Raw genomic sequence first — 17,982 nt, forward strand, 5'->3', positions numbered from 1 at the left:
GCCCTCGTCACGGTCCTCGCCCTCGGCGCCGCGACCGGTGTGACCCCGGGTAGCGCCGCCGCCCCCACCGAGCCGGACTCGACGGGCTCGACCGGACCGACCCGCTCACTGCACCTCGTCGCCCTCGAGGGCCCGGGGACCGCCGGTTACCGCGGCTCGCTGCGTACCGCCGACTACCGCCTGCGCCTGCTCGAGCGGCAGCGCGACGCGCTGGCCGGCGTCGCAGCCGTCGCCCCCGTCTACCGGTGGACCACGGCCCTCAACGGCATGGCGGTCGCGCTCACCCCCAGCCAGGCCGACGAGCTTCGCGCCACGCCCGGCGTCGCCTCGGTGGAGCCCAACTCCGTACGTCGCCTGGCCGGGGCCCGCGACGGCGCCCGCTCCCCCGCGGCGACGTCGATCCGAGGTGGCGGCGCGGGCACCGTCGTCGGCGTGGTCGACACCGGGATCTGGCCCGAGAGCCCGCTGTTCACCGGACACACCGGCGAGCCGATCAGCCGGCGGTTCCGGGGCGCGTGCACCGCCGGCGACGAGTGGCCCACCGACGGCTGCGACGCCAAGCTGGTCGGGGCGCGCTGGTTCGTGGCCGGCTTCGGCGCCGACGCCGTGCGGACGACCTCCTCGCTGTCCCCGCTCGACGACACCGGCCACGGCACCCAGGTCGCCTCGATCGCGGTGGGCAACGCCGGGGTCTCGGTCAACGCCGCCGGGGAGTCGATGGGCGCCTACTCCGGGGTGGCACCCGAGGCCGCGCTCGCGGTCTACAAGGCCTGCTGGACCGCTCCCGACCCGGCCGACGACGGTTGCGCGACCGCCGACCTGGTCACCGCGATCGACCGCGCCACCCGGGACCGGGTCGACGTCCTGAACCTCTCGGTGTCCGGCGGCAGCGCCCGCGACACGGTCTCGCGGGCACTGCTGGGCGCCGCCGAGGCCGGGGTGGTGGTCAGCGCCGCGGCCGGCACCGGCGCCGCGCAGTCGGCGGCGCCGCCCTGGGTCGTCTCCGCCGGGGCCACCACCGCCTCGGTACGGCGCGGCGAGGTCCGCGTCGCCGGCGGTCCGCGCCTGAGCGGAGCCATGCTCTCGCGCCGGCGCACCCAGCCCGCCCCCCTGGTGCGCGCCGCGGACGCGGTCGCCCCCGGCGCCCGCCGGGCCGACGCCCGGGTCTGCCGGCCCGGGTCGCTGGACGCCGCCCAGGTCTCCGGCGCGGTGGTGCTCTGCGCCCGCGGCGCTCTGGGCCGCGTCGACAAGTCGCTGGCGGTCCAGCGCGCCGACGGCATCGCGATGGTGCTGGTCAACCCGCGCGGACGCGACGTCGCCGCCGACTTCCACAGCGTCCCCACCGTCCACCTCACCGCACCGGCCGGTCGCCGGCTGAAGGCATGGCTGGCGCGTCACGACGACGCCCGGGTCGCCCTCGCCCCGCTGCCGGCCGATCGCGGTCCGCTGCGGGTGGCGCCCTCCTCCCCGTCCGCCGCCGCCGGCGGCCCCGACCTGGTCGCGCCGGGCGTGGGAGTGCTGGGCGCGGTGCCGCCCACCGGCTCCGGGGCCCGTTGGGACTTCCTCACCGGCACGTCGGCCGCGGCGGCGCACGTCAGCGGCACGGCCGCGGCGCTGCTCTCCGGCGGGCTCTCGTCCGCCGAGGTCCGCTCCGCGCTGGTCACCTCGGCCCGGCCGCTGCCCGCAGCGCCGGTCGCCGAGCAGGGCTCGGGCGCACTCCGGTCGCTGCGCGCCGCGCGGCCTGGCCTGGTGCTGGCCACCCGGCTGCCCGACTACCGCGCCTGGCTGGAGCGGGGGCTGGCCACGGACGCCCTGAACCTCCCCGAGATCACCGTGGCTCCCGGGCAGCGCCAGGCCACCCGACGGGTCACCAACGCACGCGGACGGGCGCTCTACTTCTCCTCCGGTGCCCGCGGCTTCGCGCGCTACGGGGTGAGCGTGACCCCGGCCGCCCTGCGCCTGGCCCCCGGCGAGTCGGCCACCTTCCGGGTGCGCCTGGACCGGCCGGCCTCCGCCGGGCGCCGCGACGACGGGCACGTGGTGTGGCGAGGCGCCGACGGCTCGCGGGTCACCATCCCCGTGCTCGTGAGTCCTTGAGCCCCGACCCCCTCACAGCCCCAGGGTCCGGGTCGACTCCTCGCGCATCGCCACCTTGCGGATCTTGCCGGTGACCGTCATCGGGAACTCCTCGACGAACAGCACGTAGCGCGGGACCTTGTAGTGCGCCAGCCGGTCGCGGGCGAAGTCGCGCACCTGCTCGGCGTCGACGCGGGCACCGGGCCGGGCCCGGACCCAGGCACACAGCTCCTCGCCGTACCGCTGGTCGGGCACCCCCACCACCTGGACGTCCTCGATGTCGGGGTGGGCGTAGAGGAGCTCCTCGATCTCGCGGGGGTAGATGTTCTCGCCACCGCGGATCACCATGTCCTTGATCCGCCCGACGATCGTGCAGTAGCCGTCCTCGCGCATCACCGCCAGGTCCCCGGTGTGCATCCAGCCCTCGGCGTCGATCGCCTCGCGGGTGCGCTGCTCGTCGTTGAAGTAGCCGAGCATGACGCTGTAGCCGCGCGTGCACAGCTCCCCGGTCTCGCCCCGAGGCAGGGTGCTGCCGGTGCTCGGGTCGACGACCTTGACCTCGACGTGGGGATGCACCCGCCCGATGGTCGCCGTGCGCCGGTCGAGGTCGTCGTCGGCGCGGGTCTGGCAGCTCACCGGGGACGTCTCGGTCATCCCGTAGGCGATCGCCACCTCGGCCATGTGCATCTCCTCGATGCAGCGACGCATCACCTCGACCGGGCAGATGGACCCGGCCATCACGCCGGTGCGCAGGGTGGAGAGGTCGTGGCTGGCGAACGTCGGGTGGCTCTGCATCGCGATGAACATCGTCGGCACGCCGTACAGCGCGGTGCAGCGCTCCTCCGCGACGGTGCGCAGCGTGGTCTCGGGGTCGAAGCCGGGGCCCGGGATCACCATCGTGGCGCCGTGGGTGAGGCAGCCGAGGTTGGCCATCACCATCCCGAAGCAGTGGTAGAAGGGCACCGGGATGCACAGCCGGTCCTCGGCGGTGAAGCCGATCAGCTCGGTGGTGAAGAAGCCGTTGTTGAGGATGTTGCGGTGCGAGAGGGTGGCGCCCTTCGGGTTGCCGGTGGTGCCGGAGGTGTACTGGATGTTGATCGGATCGTCCGGGCTCAGCCCGGTCGCGCGCTCGGCGAGTGCCCCGGCCGGCAGGTCCGCGCCCTGCGCCACCAGCGCGGCCCAGTCCCCGGTGTCGAGCAGCACCACCCGCTCGAGGTCCGGGCAGTCGTCGCGCACCTGCGCCACCATCGCGGCGTAGTCGCTGGTCTTGAAGCTGCTCGCGCACAGCAGCAGCCGCAGCCCGCTCTGCCGCAGGGCGTAGGCCAGCTCGTGTGAGCGGTACGCGGGGTTGAGGTTGACCAGGATCGCGCCGACCCTGGCCGCGGCGACTTGGACGATGGTCCACTCCGCGCAGTTGGGGGCCCAGATGCCCACCCGGTCGCCGACCGCGATCCCGGCACCGATCAGCCCCCGCGCCAGCGCCTCCACGTCACGGTCGAGCTCGCGCCAGGTCCAGCGCCGACCGGTCGCCACCTCGACCAGGGCCTCGCCGAGCGGGTACGACGCGACGGTGCGCGCGAAACTCTCCCCGATCGTCTCCTCCAGGAGGGGCGGGCTGGTCTCACCGACGGCGTAGGACTCCATGCCTGCACCCTAGTGACCCCGGTCACAGTGCTCAGGAATCCCGGGCCACGCTCATCTCCCGGTCGCCGAACAGGACCACGTCGCCGGCCAGCAGCGTCGCGGGCTTGCCGGCGGTGAGCTCCCGGTTGACACCCTGGCGGCGCAGCATGGATCCGTTGGTCGACCCGCGGTCCATCACCACCAGGACGCCGTCGCTGAGGTGGAACTGCGCGTGCGTCTTGGACAGCGACATGTCCGCCGAGGGCAGGGGCACCAGGTGCCGCACCGGCTCGCCGGCCCGCCCCTCGGGGCGCCGCCCGACCAGGCCGAGCCCTTCGACCACGAAGCTGGTGCCGGTGTCGAAGGTGACCCGCCAGCGGGTGCCCAGGACCGGCGAGCCGGGGCGGAGCACGGTGCGTCCCCCGGCTGGCTGGTCGATGGGCTGGGCGGGGGCGGGCGGGTACGACGGAATGGCCGGCGCGACCAGGGGCGGCGCGACCGGGCGCGACGACACCGGGGCCGGTGCGACCGGAGGCGGCGACACCGCGACCGGCTCCGCGACAGGCGGCGCCGCCGGCGGCTGGACGGCCGGGGGCTGGACGGGCGGCAGCTGAGCGGCCGGGGGCTGAGCGGCCGGGGGCTGAGCGGCCGGGGGCTGAGCGGCGGGGGGCTGGAACGCGGGCTGCTCCGGCGCCGCCGCCGGCACCAGTCGCATCGCCGTGAGGTTGACGATGTGGCGCGGGCCGCGGTCCTCCTCCTGGTCCACCTCGGGCGGCGGCGGGCGGACGTCGACCACGATCGAGTGGGCGAGCCGGTCGTGCAGCCCTCGCCGCTGCCGGCCGCGGTCCATCAGCGCCGTCCAGGCCAGCGTCGCCACCCCCAGCCCGAACGTCGGCAGGGTGGAGACACCCAGCACCAGCCCGCGCAGGAGGGCGCGGCCCACGCCGATCGGCGTGCCGGTGCCGTGGTGGACGACCCGCACCCCGAGCAGCGCCTTGCCCGGCGACGCGCCGGTGAGGCCCTGCACCACGGCGAAGAGCAGGCTGAGCAGGAGCACGGCGGCGACCACGGCGCCGATGCCGGGCCAGAGCCGGTCGCGCTCCATCAGGAAGTACCAGGCCGCCCAGCCCGCGGCGGCGTACGCCGACCAGGCCAGGAGGCGGTCGACGGCGAAGGCGTAGAAGCGACGGTCCAGGCCGGCGGCGGGGAACGTCGGTGCGACGGGGGCGACGACGGCCGGAGCCGGCGCGCTCATCGGGCGAGCGGCCGCGGGGCGGTCCGGTGCCGGCGGCGCACGGACGCGAGGCTCATGGCTGGGTGACCTGGATGGTGACGCTGTCACCGAGGTCGAGCACGGCGCCAGGGATGAGCTGGACGGCCACGCCGGGTCGCAGGTCCTCGGGAGGAAGCCCCGGCTGGACCAGCACCGTGCCGTTGGTCGAGCCCATGTCGGTGACGACCGCGGTGCCGTGGTCGGCACCCGAGCCTGGCCGGATCTCCAGGTGGGTGGAGGAGATCTCCTTCTGCGGGCTCGGCACCGTCACCAGGCGCGGCTGCTCGGTCGAGGTGAAGCGACGTGCCTCCGGCGCGCGGCCCACCAGGATCACCCGGTCCACCTCGACGGTGTCCCCGCTCGAGATCGTCAATCGCGCCACCGGGCGCGAGACCACGCTCGGCGGCGGAGGCTGACCGGGCAGGCCCGGGTGCTGGCGCGCGAATTGGCCGGGCTCCCAGCCACCGGCGCGCGTCATGCCGTCATGGTCGGCGTCGCCGGCCACCGGCGGGCCGAACCCGGGGGGCGGCGACGGGTAACCGCCGGGCGGGCTCGGCGGCGGGCTCGCGGGCAGCGGCGGCGGCGGCGCGAACGGGTCGGAGGGCGCCAGGATCTCGCGGGCCACCTCCGGGGGGAGGGTCTGGATCGGCTCGGTGGGCCGGGAGTCCTCGATCGGCTCCGGCAGCGGGTCGAGGTCGGGGACGGCCGCGAGCACCGGCTGCTCCGGCTCGGCCTCCTCCGGCTCGGCCTCCTCCGGCTCGGCCTCCTCCGGGGCGACCTCCTCCGGGGCGGGCTCCTCCCCGGCGGGCTCCTCCCCGGCGGGCTCCTCCGGGGCGAGCACCTCGATCACCTCGGGCACCTCGGGCACGGGGTCGTGCCGCACGGGCTCCTCCGGCTCGGGCGCCTCGTGGGCGGCCTCCTGCGCAACGGCGCCCTCCAGCACGGCCTCGTCCGGGACCGGGTCCGGGCTCACCGGCGAGGCGACCGGCCGGGCCGGCTCCCGCAGGCCGCCCAGGCGGACCAGGCCCGCGTCGACGACCAGGTCGGCCTCGTCCATGTCCGCGTCCGCGTCGAGCAGCACCGTGAAGACGCTGACGTCGGTGAGGGTCCGCTCGGTCCAGGTGGCGCTTCCCGAGCCGTCCAGCACCACGGCACCGTCACCGGTCACCGCGCTCACCCGGGCCTCGCCGCGCAACAGCACCCGCAGACCGTCCTCGGTGGGCGCCCACAGCACGAACGCCGGCAGCTCGCGCAGCCCGGCGGCGACCAGCGTGTCGAGGAGCTCGGCGAAGTCGGCGCCCGCGTCGACCAGCTCCCACAGCCCGGCCACCCGGTGTCGCTGCGTGGGCGGCAGCAGCACGCTCGCGTGCTCGCCCAGGATCCCGAACCAGGTCCCCGGACGGAACGCCCGCGGCGTACGGCGAGCGGCCGGCTCGTCACCCAGGTGGTCGTGGCTCATGGAAGTGCCCCCAGTTTCTTTTCCAGACTCTCGCGCAGGCGCTCGGAGTCATAGGAGTCGTCGTGCCGCGCCAATCCCACCACATCCACCACCACTGCGGTGGCGTTGTCCTTGCCTCCGGCCTCGACCGCGGCCGAGACGGTCCGGTCGGCGGCGTCGCGGGGGTCGGAGGCGCCGACCAGGATCTCCTCCATCCGGGCGTGCTCGAGCATGCCGCTGACGCCGTCGGAGACCAGCACCAGGCGCTCGGCGCCCGAGAGCGGGAACAGGAAGTAGTCGGCCTCGTCCAGCCTGGGGCCGCCCAGGGCTCGGGTGACGACGTGGCGCTCGGGATGCACGGCGGCGTCCTCGGGGGTGATCACGCCCGCGTCGACCAGCTCCTGCACCAGCGAGTGGTCCACGCTCACCTGCTCGAGGCGCTGGTCGACGACCCGGTAGACGCGCGAGTCGCCGAGGTTGGCCAACAGCCACTTGGGGCCCTCCTCGTCCTCGACCAGCAGCGCGACCACCGCCGTCGTCCCGGCGTACCACTGGGGGTCTCCCCCCTCACGCTGGCGGGCGCTGTAGGCGTGGATCTCCTGCTGGCAGGCCCGCAGTGTCTGCGCCACCACCTCCGCGCCGCGGCGCGAGTCGTAGCCCTCGTCGGCCAGCCGCGCGAACTGCTCGACCACGATCCGGCTGGCGACGTCGCCCCCGGCGTGCCCGCCCATCCCGTCCGCGACGACGAACACCGGCGGAGCGGCCAGGAACGAGTCCTCGTTGACCTCGCGGACCCGCCCGACGTCCGTGGCGGCCCCGTGGTGCAGGTCGACGCGGCTCACGCGCGCCCCCCTGCCGGAGTGCGGGGTGCGGAGGCCGCGACCGGCAGCAGTAGTTTGGAGGCGATGGCCAGTTCCGAGCACGAGCAGGGCGCGAGCGACGACCTCACCGGCGACGCCCCCGCCAGGACCCTCGCCGACCAGCTCCGCGGCTGGCCGGACGATCGTCTTGCCCGGCTGCTGCGCGCACGTCCCGATCTCGCCACTCCAGCTCCCCACGACTCCGCACAGCTGGCGTCCAGGGCCGCCACCCGTTCTTCACTGACGCGAGCCCTCGACCAGCTGACCCAGCTCGAGCTCTCCGTCCTTGATGCCCAGGTGGTTCAGGGTCAAACCACCCGGGCGGCGCTCGTCGCCAGCGTGCACGCCGACCCGCGCCGTGTCGAGGAGGCCGTGGACCACCTCCTGGACCTGGTCCTGATCTGGTCGTCCACCGGCGGGCTGCGTCCGCTCTCCGGCGTCGCGGAGGTGCTCGGCGCACCCGGCGCACCCGGGGTCAGCGGTCTGCGCCAGGTCTCCGCCGGCGCCCCCACCGCCGAGGTGGTGCGCCGACGCATCGAGGCGCTCTCGCCGGCGGCCCGGGCTCTGCTCGAGCACGTCACCGACAGCGGCGGCGAGGGTACGACGGGCTCCGCGCGCACCACCGTGCTGCCCCAGGACGCCACCACGCCGGTCGAGGAGCTGCTCGCGCACCGGCTGCTGCTGCCCCGCGACGGCGGGCTGATGCAGGTGCCCGGCGAGGTCGGGCTCGCCCTGCGTGGCGGGTGCACCACCGCGAAGCCCGTCGACGAGGTGCCCGAGCTGCTCACCTCCATGCGCAGCGAGGCGCTGGTCGACCGCACCGCGGCCGGCGCCGCGTTCGAGCTGGTACGGCGCGTCGAGCTGCTCCTCGACCACTGGGGGACGCAGCCGCCCGGCGTGCTGCGCGGCGGCGGGCTGGGCGTGCGCGACCTGCGGGCCACCGCGCTGCACCTGCACGTCGACGAGCCGACCGCGGCCCTGCTGGTCGAGGTGGCCGCCGCCGCGGGACTGCTCGCCTCCGGGTCCGACTCCCACGGCACGCCGTCGTGGCTGCCGACCGACACCTTCGACGCCTGGGTGCAGAAGCCGATCGCCGCACGGTGGCTGACCCTGGCCACCACCTGGCTGGCCAGCCCCCGGACCATCGCCCTGGTCGGCACCCGCGACCAGGCGGGGAAGACCTGGAACGCGCTGGCCCCCGAGCTGTCGAGCATGCTCGTGCCCGAGACGCGCCGGCTGACGCTGGAGGTCCTCGCCGCGCTCGCCCCGGGCGAGGCCCTGGCCGCCGGCACCGGCACCCCTTCGCTGGTGCAGCGGCTGGCCTGGCTGCGCCCACGCCGGCCGCGGGTGCGCGCCGAGATGGTCGTCTGGTCGGTCGACGAGGCCGCGGTGCTCGGGGTGACCGGGCTCGGCGCGGTCGCCACGCACGCCCGGCTGCTGCTGGCCGGCGACACCACCGCGGCGGTCGAGGCCCTCGAGCGGCTGCTGCCCCAGCCGATCGACCACGTGCTCCTGCAGGCCGACCTGACCGCGGTGGCCCCCGGCCCGCTGGAGTCGGGCATCGCCCGGCGCCTCCAGCTCGTCGCCGACATCGAGTCGCGCGGCGGCGCGACGGTCTACCGCTTCACCCCCGGGTCGGTGCGCCGTGCCCTGGACGCCGGCTGGTCCGCCGCGGAGGTGCACGAGTTCGTCGCCTCCGTCTCCCGCACGCCGGTCCCGCAGCCGTTGAGCTACCTGATCGACGACAGCGCACGCACCTTCGGCACCATCCGGGTCGGCCACGCCGAGGCGTTCCTGCGCGCCGACGACGAGTCCGCGCTCACCGAGCTGCTGCACCATCCGCAGGCCGACAGCCTGGGGCTGCGCCGGATCGCGCCGACCGTGCTGGTCAGCCAGACCCCGCTGGACGTGCTGCTGCCCCGGCTGCGCGACCTCGGCGCGGCACCGGTGGTGGAGGCGGCCGACGGCACCGTGCGCGTGGCGCGGCGCGACCTGCTGCGCGCGCGCACCCCGCGCGAGGCCCGCCGCGACGCGCGCGCCGACGCGATCGCGCTGGCCCGGGAGAGCGCGCACCTGGCGTCGGTGCTCACCGCGCTGCGCGCCGGGGACCGGGCCGGCGCCGACCGGCTCGGCAGCATGATGACGGCCTCCACCCCCAGCGGCGCGCTGGCGGCGCTGCGCGAGGCCGTCGAGGCCGGGGCGACCGTGTGGATCGACTACCTCGACAACCACGGCACCTCCACCGCGCGGGTCGTCGACCCGCTGCGCGTCGAGGGCGGCCAGCTCACGGCGTACGACCACCGCTCCGACGACACCCGCACGTTCGCGGTGCACCGCATCTCGGGTGTGCGCGGCGTCGCAGACCGGACCTGAGCGGGACCCGTAGAGTTGGGGGGTGGACTTCATCGCCTATGCCGAGGGATCGGCGAGCCTGCTCAACGCCGAGCTCCCCGACGTGGGGGCGCTGAGCGAGCACCTGGGCGACCGTGAGTGGCTGCTGGCGCGGGTCAGCGAGAAGGACCTGAGCACCCTGCGCCGCTTCCAGCACGAGCTGCGCCCGGTCTTCGAGGCCTCCGAGGCCGGCGACACCGAGGCCGTCGTCGCGGGCATCAACACGCTGCTGGAGCGCTACCCGCTCACCCCGCGCATCTCCGACCACGACCCGCAGCGGCTGCACCTGCACGTGGCGCACCGCAACGCCGGGATCGCCGAGCTGCTGATCTCGGAGTCGCTGCTCGGCCTGGCCACGCTGGTCTGCGACCTCGGCCCCGGCCGGCTCGGCGTGTGCAGCGCCGCGCCGTGCACCCAGGTCTACGTCGACACCTCGCCCAACCGGTCGCGTCGCTACTGCTCGGACCGCTGCTCCTCGCGCGCCAACGTCGCCGCCTACCGGGCCCGCCAGAAGGCGCTCGCCCCCTCCGAGGTCCGGGGATGAACGACGGCCCCCTCATCGTCCAGTCCGACAAGACCCTGCTCCTCGAGATCGACCACGAGCTGGCCCAGGACTGCCGCAAGGCGATCGCGCCGTTCGCCGAGCTGGAGCGCTCCCCCGAGCACATCCACACCTACCGGCTGACGCCGCTGGGGCTGTGGAACGCGCGCGCCGCCGGCCACGACGCCGAGCAGGTCGTCGACACGCTGCTCACCTACTCGCGCTACGCGGTCCCACACTCGCTGCTGGTCGACGTCGCCGAGACGATGGCCCGCTACGGCCGGCTGCGCCTGGAGAAGCACCCGGTGCACGGCCTCGTGCTCTCCTCCAGCGACCGCCCGGTGCTCGAGGAGGTGCTGCGCGCCAAGAAGGTCAAGGGCATGCTCGGCGAGCGCCTGGGCGAGGACACCGTGGTGGTGCACGCCTCCGAGCGCGGCAACCTCAAGCAGGCCCTGCTCAAGCTGGGCTGGCCCGCGGAGGACTACGCCGGCTACGTCGACGGCGAGGCCCACGCGATCTCGCTGGTCGAGGACGGGTGGCAGCTGCGCGACTACCAGCGCGACGCCGCCGACTCCTTCTGGCACGGCGGCTCCGGCGTCGTCGTCCTGCCCTGCGGCGCGGGCAAGACCATCGTCGGCGCCTCCGCGATGGCGCACGCCCAGGCCACCACGCTGATCCTGGTCACCAACACCGTCTCGGCACGGCAGTGGAAGGACGAGCTGGTCAAGCGGACCTCGCTCACCGAGGACGAGATCGGCGAGTACAGCGGCGCGGTCAAGGAGATCCGGCCCGTCACCATCGCGACGTACCAGGTGCTCACCACGCGCCGCAAGGGCGTCTACCCGCACCTCGAGCTGCTCGACGCGCGCGACTGGGGCCTGATCGTGTACGACGAGGTGCACCTGCTGCCCGCCCCGATCTTCCGGATGAGCGCCGACCTGCAGGCGCGGCGCCGGATCGGCCTGACCGCCACCCTGGTGCGCGAGGACGGGCGCGAGGGAGACGTGTTCTCGTTGATCGGGCCCAAGCGCTACGACGCGCCGTGGAAGGACATCGAGGCCCAGGGCTGGATCGCGCCGGCCGACTGCGTCGAGGTGCGGGTCACCCTGCCCGAGTCCGAGCGGCTGGTCTACGCGACCGCCGAGCCCGAGGAGCGCTACCGGCTCGCCTCGTGCACCTCGCGCAAGACCGGCGTGGTGCGTGACCTCGTCGCCCAGCACGCGGGGCAGCCGACGCTGGTGATCGGGCAGTACATCGACCAGCTCGACGAGCTCGCCGCCGAGCTGGACGCGCCGCTGATCAAGGGCGAGACCACCGTGAAGGAGCGCCAGCGGCTCTTCCAGGCGTTCCGCACCGGCGAGATCGGGCTGCTCGTGGTCTCCAAGGTCGCGAACTTCTCCATCGACCTGCCCTCCGCGGAGGTGGCCATCCAGGTCTCCGGATCGTTCGGCTCCCGCCAGGAGGAGGCCCAGCGCCTCGGCCGCCTGCTGCGCCCCAAGTCCGACGGCCGGGGGGCGCGGTTCTACACCGTCGTCTCGCGTGACACCGTGGACGCAGAATTTGCCCAGAATCGCCAGCGTTTCCTGGCCGAACAGGGATACGCCTACCGAATCGTCGACGCGGAGGACCTGCCCACCCCATGAAAGCCCTGCTCCTGGAGAACATCCACCCCGCCGCCGTCGCCCGGCTGGAGGACGCCGGCTTCGAGGTCGACCTCCGCAAGGCGGCGATGTCGGAGGAGGAGCTCGTCCACACCCTCGCCGGCGTCCAGCTGCTCGGGGTGCGCTCGAACACCAACGTCACCGCACGGGTGCTGGAGAAGTGCCCCGACCTGGTCGCGGTCGGCGCCTTCTGCATCGGCACCAACCAGATCGACCTGACCGAGGCCGCGAACCGCTCGGTCGCCTGCTTCAACGCGCCGCACTCCAACACCCGCTCCGTCGTGGAGCTGGTGATCGGCGAGATCATCATGCTCGCGCGCCGCCTGGTGGAGAAGACCATGCGGATGCACGACGGGATCTGGGACAAGTCCGCCGCCGGCAGCCACGAGGTGCGCGGACGCACGCTGGGCATCGTCGGCTACGGCAACATCGGCTCGCAGCTCTCCGTGGTCGCCGAGGCGATGGGGCTGCGGGTGATCTTCTACGACATCGCCGACCGGCTGGCGCACGGCAACGCGCGCCGGATGGCCACCCTGGAGGAACTGCTCGCCGAGGCCGACGTCGTCTCGCTGCACGTGGACGGGCGCCCGGGCAACGCCGGGATGTTCGGGGCCGAGCACTTCGACCGGATGAAGCCGCGCTCGCTGTTCATCAACGCCTCGCGCGGGATGGTCGTGGACACCGAGGCGCTGCGCGAGCGGATCCTGTCGGGCCACATCGCCGGTGCCGCGCTCGACGTGTTCCCGGTCGAGCCCAAGGCACAGGGCGACCCGTTCCAGTCGCCGCTGCGCGGCCTGGACAACGTGATCCTGACCCCGCACGTCGGCGGCTCCACCCAGGAGGCGCAAGAGGGGATCGGCCACTTCGTCGCGGGCAAGCTCGCGTCGTACGCGCACGAGGGGAACACCGAGCTGTCGGTGAACTTCCCCGAGGTCACCGCCCCCCGCGCGCCCGGCACCTACCGGGTCGCGCACCTGCACGACAACGTGCCCGGCGTGATCGCGGAGATCAACCACATCCTCGCCGAGGAGTCCGAGAACGTCGTCGCGCAGTCGCTGGCCACCCGTGGCCAGCAGGGCTACGTGATCACCGACGTCTCGGCCCCCCTCGGCGCCGCCGCCCTGCAGCGCCTGCACGCCATCCCCCACACCCGCCGCATCCGCGCCCTCCCCGCCTGAACAGCACGCCGGCGGCGCCGAGTCGGCGTGAACTCGCACGCTGACGGCGCCGAGTCGGCGTGAGCTCGCAGGCCGGCGGCGCCGAGTCGGCGTGAACTCACGCCGACTCACCCGCCGTACGACGAGAGTTCACGCCGACTCACCCGCCGTACGACGCGAGTTCGCGCCGACTCGCGCCCGCGGGCTTGCGTCACCCGTCACGATGGGAGGCATGGCCATGCCCGTCACCTCCGTCGTACGAGGCGCGCGCGACCGCCTCGGCGAGGCTCTCTTCCTGCGCGTGGCGGGCCCCGACGGCCCCGCCAACCGGCAGCGGATCCACGGCACGCCGGGCCCGCGCTGGTTCGCCCCGGACAGCCCCATCGGGCGGGTGCACGGCGACGCCTCGATGTTCGTGGGCGGGCTGCGTGCGCTGATGCTGCAGGCGCTCCACCCGGTCGCGATGACGGCCGTCTCGGAGCACTCCGGCTTCCGCGGCGACATGTGGGGGCGGCTGGCGCGCACCAGCACCTTCCTGGCCACGACCACCTTCGCGGCCGACGACGACGCCCAGGCGGCGGTCGACCTGGTGCGGCGCATCCACGACAAGATCACCGGCACGATGCCCGACGGCACGCCGTACATCGCCTCCGACCCGCATCTGCTGATGTGGGTGCACGTCGCGGAGGTCGACAGCTTCCTGCGCGCGCACCAGACCTACGGCGCCCGCCCCCTCGACCAGGCCGGACGCGACGAGTACGTCGCCCAGACCGCGCTGGTCGCCGAGAAGCTCGGCGTCGTCGCCGCGCCGCGCAGCGAGGCGGAACTGGCCCGGATCCTGGCGTCGTACGAGCCCGAGCTCGCTGGCACCGAGCACGCCCGCGAGGCGCTCGACCTGCTGCTGCGTCGCCCGCCGCTGCCGCTGCCCGCGCGTGGGCCGTACCTGATGCTGGTGGCCGCGGCGGTCGGGATGATGCCCCGCTGGACCCGCGAGCCGCTCGGACTGCCGACGGTGCCGCTCGCCGAGCAGCAGCTCACCCGCGGGCTCGGCACCCTGGCCACCGCCACGATCCGCTGGGCTCTGACCCCGCCCAGTCCCCCGCCGGAGCCCTGAGGTGGAGGTCGGGACGCCGCCCCTGCACGACGCCTGGCCGCTCCCCGGGGCCGGGGACCTGCGCGACGCCCTGCTCGCGGCGTACGGCGCACCCAGTCGCGGCTACCACGACACTCGCCACCTCGGCGAGGTACTGGCCCGCGTCGAGGAGCTGGCCGAGGCGGGCGAGCTCTTCGACCTGCCCACGGTGCTGCTGGCGGCCTGGTTCCACGACGCCGTGCACGACGCGCTGCCGGGCGCCGAGGAGCGCTCGGCGCAGTGGGCCCTCGACGCCCTGGCGGGGTGCCGCCTCCCGGCCGGGCTGGTCGACGATGTCGCCCGACTGGTGCGGCTGACCGAGACCCATCGCCCCGAGCCCAACGACGTGGCCGGGTGCGTGCTGAGCGACGCCGACCTGGCCATCCTCGCCGCCCCCGCCGAGCGCTACGCGCAGTACGCCGACGACGTCCGCCGGGAGTACGCCGCGGTGCCCGACGAGGACTTCCGGGCCGGGCGCGCGGCCGTGCTGGCGGACCTGCTGGCCAAGCCGACGCTGTTCCACACGGCGTACGCCCGGGAGCAGTGGGAGCGCAGCGCGCGCGCCAACGTCACCCGCGAGCTCAGCCGGTTGACCGACGCTCGTTGAGCCGTCATTGGCTCCGCGACACGCCGCGAAAGACGTCGAGGGAGTGACGGGTCGGCGCACTTGGGGTGGGGCTGGGGCTGGGGGCTGGGGTGGGCTGGGGCTGCTTGGAGGTGGGGTCAGCGGAGGGCGGGGGTGGGGACGGTGAGGGTGCCGGCGTCGGCGTCCAGGACCGCGGTGGCGCCCAGGGGGACGGCCAGGTTCCGCTCGCCGTGCCCGACCTCGACGTCGTAGACGACCGGGACGCCGAGCGGGCCGAGTCGGGCGGCGAGCAGCTCGCGGACCTCGTGCGGCGGCCCGCAGTCGGTGAAGGAGCCGCAGACCACCCCGCGCACGCCGTGGAACCAGCCCGAGCGCAGTAGCTGGGTCAGCGCCCGGTCCAGGCGGTAGGGCCGCTCCCCCACGTCCTCGAGCAGCGCGATGCCGCCCTCCGCGGGACGCAGGTGGGCCGTACCCACGCACCCGGCCAGCACCGTGACGTTGCCGCCGACGAGCACCCCCCGCGCGCCGCCGGGCACCCCCGGGACCCCGCGCAGCGGCACCGCCACGCCATCCAGCACCAGCGAGGCCGCCGCCTCCCGGCTCGCGTCGTCCCCGGGCCCGTTCCGGTCGCCCAGCCCGGCGACGCCCGGCCCGTGCACGCTGACCAGCCCCAGCCGCGCGGCCACCGCCTGGTGCAGGGCGGTCACGTCGGAGAAGCCGACCAGCAGCCGCGGCCCCGCCTGCGCCAGCCGCGGCCAGTCGAGCAGGTCGAGGACCCGGTGCGAGCCGAAGCCGCCCCGCGCGCACCACAGCGCCCGCACCTCGGGGTCCGTCCAGGCCTCGCTCAGCGCCGCGGCGCGCTGCTCGTCGCTGCCGGCCAGCCAGCCGAACGACGTCCGGTCGGGGCGTCGGGTCAGATCGCGTACCTCCAGCCCCCAGCCGCGCAGCACCTCGATCCCCGCGGCCAGCCGTCGCTCGTCGACGCCGCCGGCCGGCGTCACCACCGCGACGGTGTCCCCGGGCCGCAGCCGGGGCGCCCGCACCAACCGCGCCCCCGGCGCACGCGGGCCCGGGGTCTCGCTCTTGCGGCGACGCAGCCCGGCCCGCACCAGCCGGTCGATCAGCTCACGCGAGGAGACCGGACGCGCCCCGGCCCGCAGGACGCGCTCGTACCACTCCGCCGGCACGTCGTAGTGGTCCCGGTCGAAGCCGCGCTCGGGGATCCCCAGGCCGCGGGCGAAGGCGTGCAGCTCGTCGTACGACGCGTCGCTGGCCAGGTGCGACCACAGCCGTCCGTGCCCGGCGGCGTTCGGGGGGTCGATCAGCACGCTCATCGACTGGCGCGCTCCACGGCGTCGTCGATCAGCAGGCGCCAGGACCGGACCAGCGCGGCGTCCACGTGGACCCGGTCCGTGCCGCCGGGCCGGGCCTGGGGCCCCAGTTGGAACTGACGCACGCCGGCGCGGGCCAGCCACCACACGTGCTCGGGCAGCAGCCCCGCCCCGGGCATCAGCAGCGCCGCGATCGCGGGGTCGGTGGCGGCGATGTCCAGCAGGTCGTCGTAGCCGGTCTCGAGCCCGCGCGGCGAGCCGGCCGAGCAGACGGCCGTGAGCCGCGGCAGCTCCAGCAGCCGACGCCACGAGCGGTGCGGATCGAGCGCGGCGTCGATGGCGCCGTGGAAGGTCCACGGCACCTCCGGCAGCGCATCGACCAGGTGCCGACACACCTGCACGTCCACCTCGAGGTCGGCGTCGAGGAAGCCCAGCACCACGCCCTCGGCTCCCCGCCCGAGGTAGTCCTCGGCCAGGCCGACCAATCGGCTGAGCTCGCCCCCGGTGGTGGTCCAGGTGTCGTTGAGCCGGAGCTGGACCCGCACCGGCAGGTCGCTCTCCCGGCACACCGCCAGCGCGGTCGCCAGCTCGGGTGAGAACCCACCGAGCTCGGTGCGCGCGCTCAGGTGCAGTCGGTCCGCGCCACCCTCCTGCGCGCCGGCGACATCGCGCTGGTGCAGGACACTCACCTCGAGCAGGCCCTCGTCGGTCATGTCTGGCACTCTAAGGCCGCGAGCACGTACTTCGCGCCGGACATGACGGCCCGCCCGCGCCCCGACTTTGCCTGGTCATGACAATGGACCCCATGGACGACGCAGTGCTGCTCGAGTCGCGGGCCCGGGTCCTCGCCGACCTCGAGGCCCGCCAGCTGGCCACCCCCGTCGCCGTCTCGGCGCTGGAGGAGTCGGTCTCCGCGCGCCGGTGGTGGGTCGAGCAGTGGCCCGAGGGCGCCCAGTACATCGCCGGGCTGATCGCCCAGGACGTCCAGGACGCGCTGTTCGAGAGCATCGGGCGCTGGCCGGTCTGCGACGCCTGCGGGGACGCCCCGGCACATCCGCTCTACATCCACCCCGAGCTGGGCGGACCCGACCCGGTCTGGGTCTGCGAGGAGAGCGGGACGACGGTGGCCGCCTTGGGCCTGCTCAGCCCTCGTCGCTGAACTGCACGTACATCGTGAAGCGGTCCGCGCGGTAGACCGAGCGCGAGACCTCCACGACCTTGTCGCCGCACACCGCTCGCCGCGCCACCCGCAGCACCGGGGAGCCCGGCGCGATCTCGAGCGCGGCCGCCTCCTCGGGGCCGGCCAGGTCGGCGGAGATCGAGTCCTCCGACCAGCTGGGCCGCAGCCCGCGCGAGGCGAGCGCGTCGTACAGGCTGGTCGGCATGCCGCTCTGCAGGAAGCCCGGCAGCAGGATCTCGTTGAGGTAGGCGTCCTCGACGCACATCGGAACGGCGTCGGCGCGACGCAGGCGCTTCCAGTGGATGACCGCGTCGCCGGCGGTGATGTCGAGGGCCCGGGCCACCCCCGGCCCGGCCTGCTCACGGCGCGCGAGCAGGGTCTGCGACTCGGCGAGCAGCCCGCGTCGGGCCATCTCCTCGGTGTAGCTGGTCAGCCGACCGACGTCGTTGCGCGGCTTGGCCACGAACGTGCCACGTCCGGGCATCCGCTCCAGCAGCCCCTCGCTGACGAGCGCGTCCATCGCCTGGCGCACCGTCATCCGGGCCACGCCGAAGCGCTGCACGAGCTCGCGCTCGGAGGGGGCCGGGGTGCCGGGCGCTGCGCCCTCGACCAGGGCGCGAACATATTCGCGGACCTGGACGTGCTTGAGGGCGGGCCGTCCGGCCGAGAGCTGCTGCGTCGTGGTCTGCGTCACGCAGTGAACTCTAGGCGCGGTCTAGACCCCCTGTCCTGC

At 74.8% G+C, this 17,982-nt stretch carries 15 protein-coding genes; 8 read left to right on the forward strand and 7 right to left on the reverse strand.

Going from position 1 to position 17,982, the window contains the following annotated elements; translation table 11 throughout:
• The first annotated feature begins 39 nt into the window (after nt 1–39).
• Nucleotides 40–2,097 carry a S8 family serine peptidase gene (locus tag AC6EH9_RS15905; RefSeq protein WP_498424449.1) on the forward strand — a complete coding sequence of 686 codons (2,058 nt, stop codon included), beginning with the start codon at nt 40–42 and terminating at the stop codon, nt 2,095–2,097.
• 12 nt (nt 2,098–2,109) lie between these two features.
• Here AC6EH9_RS15905 and AC6EH9_RS15910 read toward each other — a convergent pair whose 3' ends face one another.
• From AC6EH9_RS15910 to AC6EH9_RS15925, 4 genes are read right to left on the reverse strand one after another with little or no spacing between them, the layout of a single operon-like run.
• Entirely contained in the window at nt 2,110–3,720 is a 1,611-nt protein-coding gene (locus tag AC6EH9_RS15910; protein WP_498424451.1) for an AMP-binding protein, read from the reverse strand.
• A gap of 31 nt (nt 3,721–3,751) precedes the next feature.
• A complete protein-coding gene (locus AC6EH9_RS15915; protein ID WP_498424452.1) occupies nt 3,752–4,954 on the reverse strand; it encodes an RDD family protein in 1,203 nt (400 codons plus the stop codon).
• A 52-nt stretch (nt 4,955–5,006) separates the two neighbouring features.
• On the reverse strand, nt 5,007–6,431 hold the full coding sequence (locus tag AC6EH9_RS15920; RefSeq protein ID WP_498424453.1) for an FHA domain-containing protein: 1,425 nt from the start codon (nt 6,429–6,431) through the stop codon (nt 5,007–5,009).
• Entirely contained in the window at nt 6,428–7,252 is an 825-nt protein-coding gene (locus tag AC6EH9_RS15925) for a PP2C family protein-serine/threonine phosphatase (protein WP_498424454.1), read from the reverse strand. The genes AC6EH9_RS15920 and AC6EH9_RS15925 overlap by 4 nt, the downstream gene beginning before the upstream one ends.
• 63 nt (nt 7,253–7,315) lie before the next feature.
• Here AC6EH9_RS15925 and AC6EH9_RS15930 point away from each other — a divergent pair, with 63 nt between their 5' ends.
• The 6 genes from AC6EH9_RS15930 (at nt 7,316) to AC6EH9_RS15955 (ending at nt 14,759) form a co-directional block, all read left to right on the forward strand.
• Nucleotides 7,316–9,643, forward strand: a complete 2,328-nt coding sequence (locus AC6EH9_RS15930) for a helicase-associated domain-containing protein (RefSeq protein WP_498424455.1) — start codon at nt 7,316–7,318, stop codon at nt 9,641–9,643.
• Between the two features lie 22 nt (nt 9,644–9,665).
• Nucleotides 9,666–10,205, forward strand: a complete 540-nt coding sequence (locus AC6EH9_RS15935) for a CGNR zinc finger domain-containing protein (RefSeq protein ID WP_498424456.1) — start codon at nt 9,666–9,668, stop codon at nt 10,203–10,205.
• A complete protein-coding gene (locus AC6EH9_RS15940) occupies nt 10,202–11,845 on the forward strand; it encodes a DNA repair helicase XPB (protein ID WP_498424457.1) in 1,644 nt (547 codons plus the stop codon). Before AC6EH9_RS15935 ends, AC6EH9_RS15940 begins: the two co-directional genes overlap by 4 nt.
• Nucleotides 11,842–13,041 carry a phosphoglycerate dehydrogenase gene (serA, locus tag AC6EH9_RS15945; RefSeq protein WP_498424458.1) on the forward strand — a complete coding sequence of 400 codons (1,200 nt, stop codon included), beginning with the start codon at nt 11,842–11,844 and terminating at the stop codon, nt 13,039–13,041. The genes AC6EH9_RS15940 and serA overlap by 4 nt, the downstream gene beginning before the upstream one ends.
• Nucleotides 13,042–13,252: 211 nt before the next feature.
• Nucleotides 13,253–14,134 carry an oxygenase MpaB family protein gene (locus tag AC6EH9_RS15950; RefSeq protein ID WP_498424459.1) on the forward strand — a complete coding sequence of 294 codons (882 nt, stop codon included), beginning with the start codon at nt 13,253–13,255 and terminating at the stop codon, nt 14,132–14,134.
• Between the two features lies 1 nt (nt 14,135).
• A complete protein-coding gene (locus tag AC6EH9_RS15955) occupies nt 14,136–14,759 on the forward strand; it encodes an HD domain-containing protein (protein ID WP_498424460.1) in 624 nt (207 codons plus the stop codon).
• 116 nt (nt 14,760–14,875) lie between these two features.
• On the opposite strand, the gene AC6EH9_RS15960 is transcribed toward AC6EH9_RS15955, so the two are convergent.
• Together AC6EH9_RS15960 and AC6EH9_RS15965 are read right to left on the reverse strand one after the other, a co-directional pair.
• Nucleotides 14,876–16,072: a DUF4031 domain-containing protein gene (locus tag AC6EH9_RS15960; protein WP_498424461.1), complete on the reverse strand. Its 1,197-nt coding sequence runs from the start codon at nt 16,070–16,072 to the stop codon at nt 14,876–14,878.
• A complete protein-coding gene (locus AC6EH9_RS15965; RefSeq protein ID WP_498424462.1) occupies nt 16,069–16,782 on the reverse strand; it encodes a copper homeostasis protein CutC in 714 nt (237 codons plus the stop codon). Before AC6EH9_RS15965 ends, AC6EH9_RS15960 begins: the two co-directional genes overlap by 4 nt.
• 92 nt (nt 16,783–16,874) lie before the next feature.
• Here AC6EH9_RS15965 and AC6EH9_RS15970 point away from each other — a divergent pair, with 92 nt between their 5' ends.
• A complete protein-coding gene (locus AC6EH9_RS15970) occupies nt 16,875–17,228 on the forward strand; it encodes a DUF8819 family protein (protein ID WP_498424464.1) in 354 nt (117 codons plus the stop codon).
• Here the strand turns inward: AC6EH9_RS15970 and AC6EH9_RS15975 are convergent.
• Complete coding sequence (locus AC6EH9_RS15975) at nt 17,212–17,943, reverse strand: GntR family transcriptional regulator (RefSeq protein ID WP_498424466.1); 732 nt, start codon at nt 17,941–17,943, stop codon at nt 17,212–17,214. The genes AC6EH9_RS15970 and AC6EH9_RS15975 overlap by 17 nt on opposite strands.
• Nucleotides 17,944–17,982 lie beyond the last annotated feature (39 nt).

Source organism: Nocardioides sp. Z21_20 (assembly GCF_059766585.1).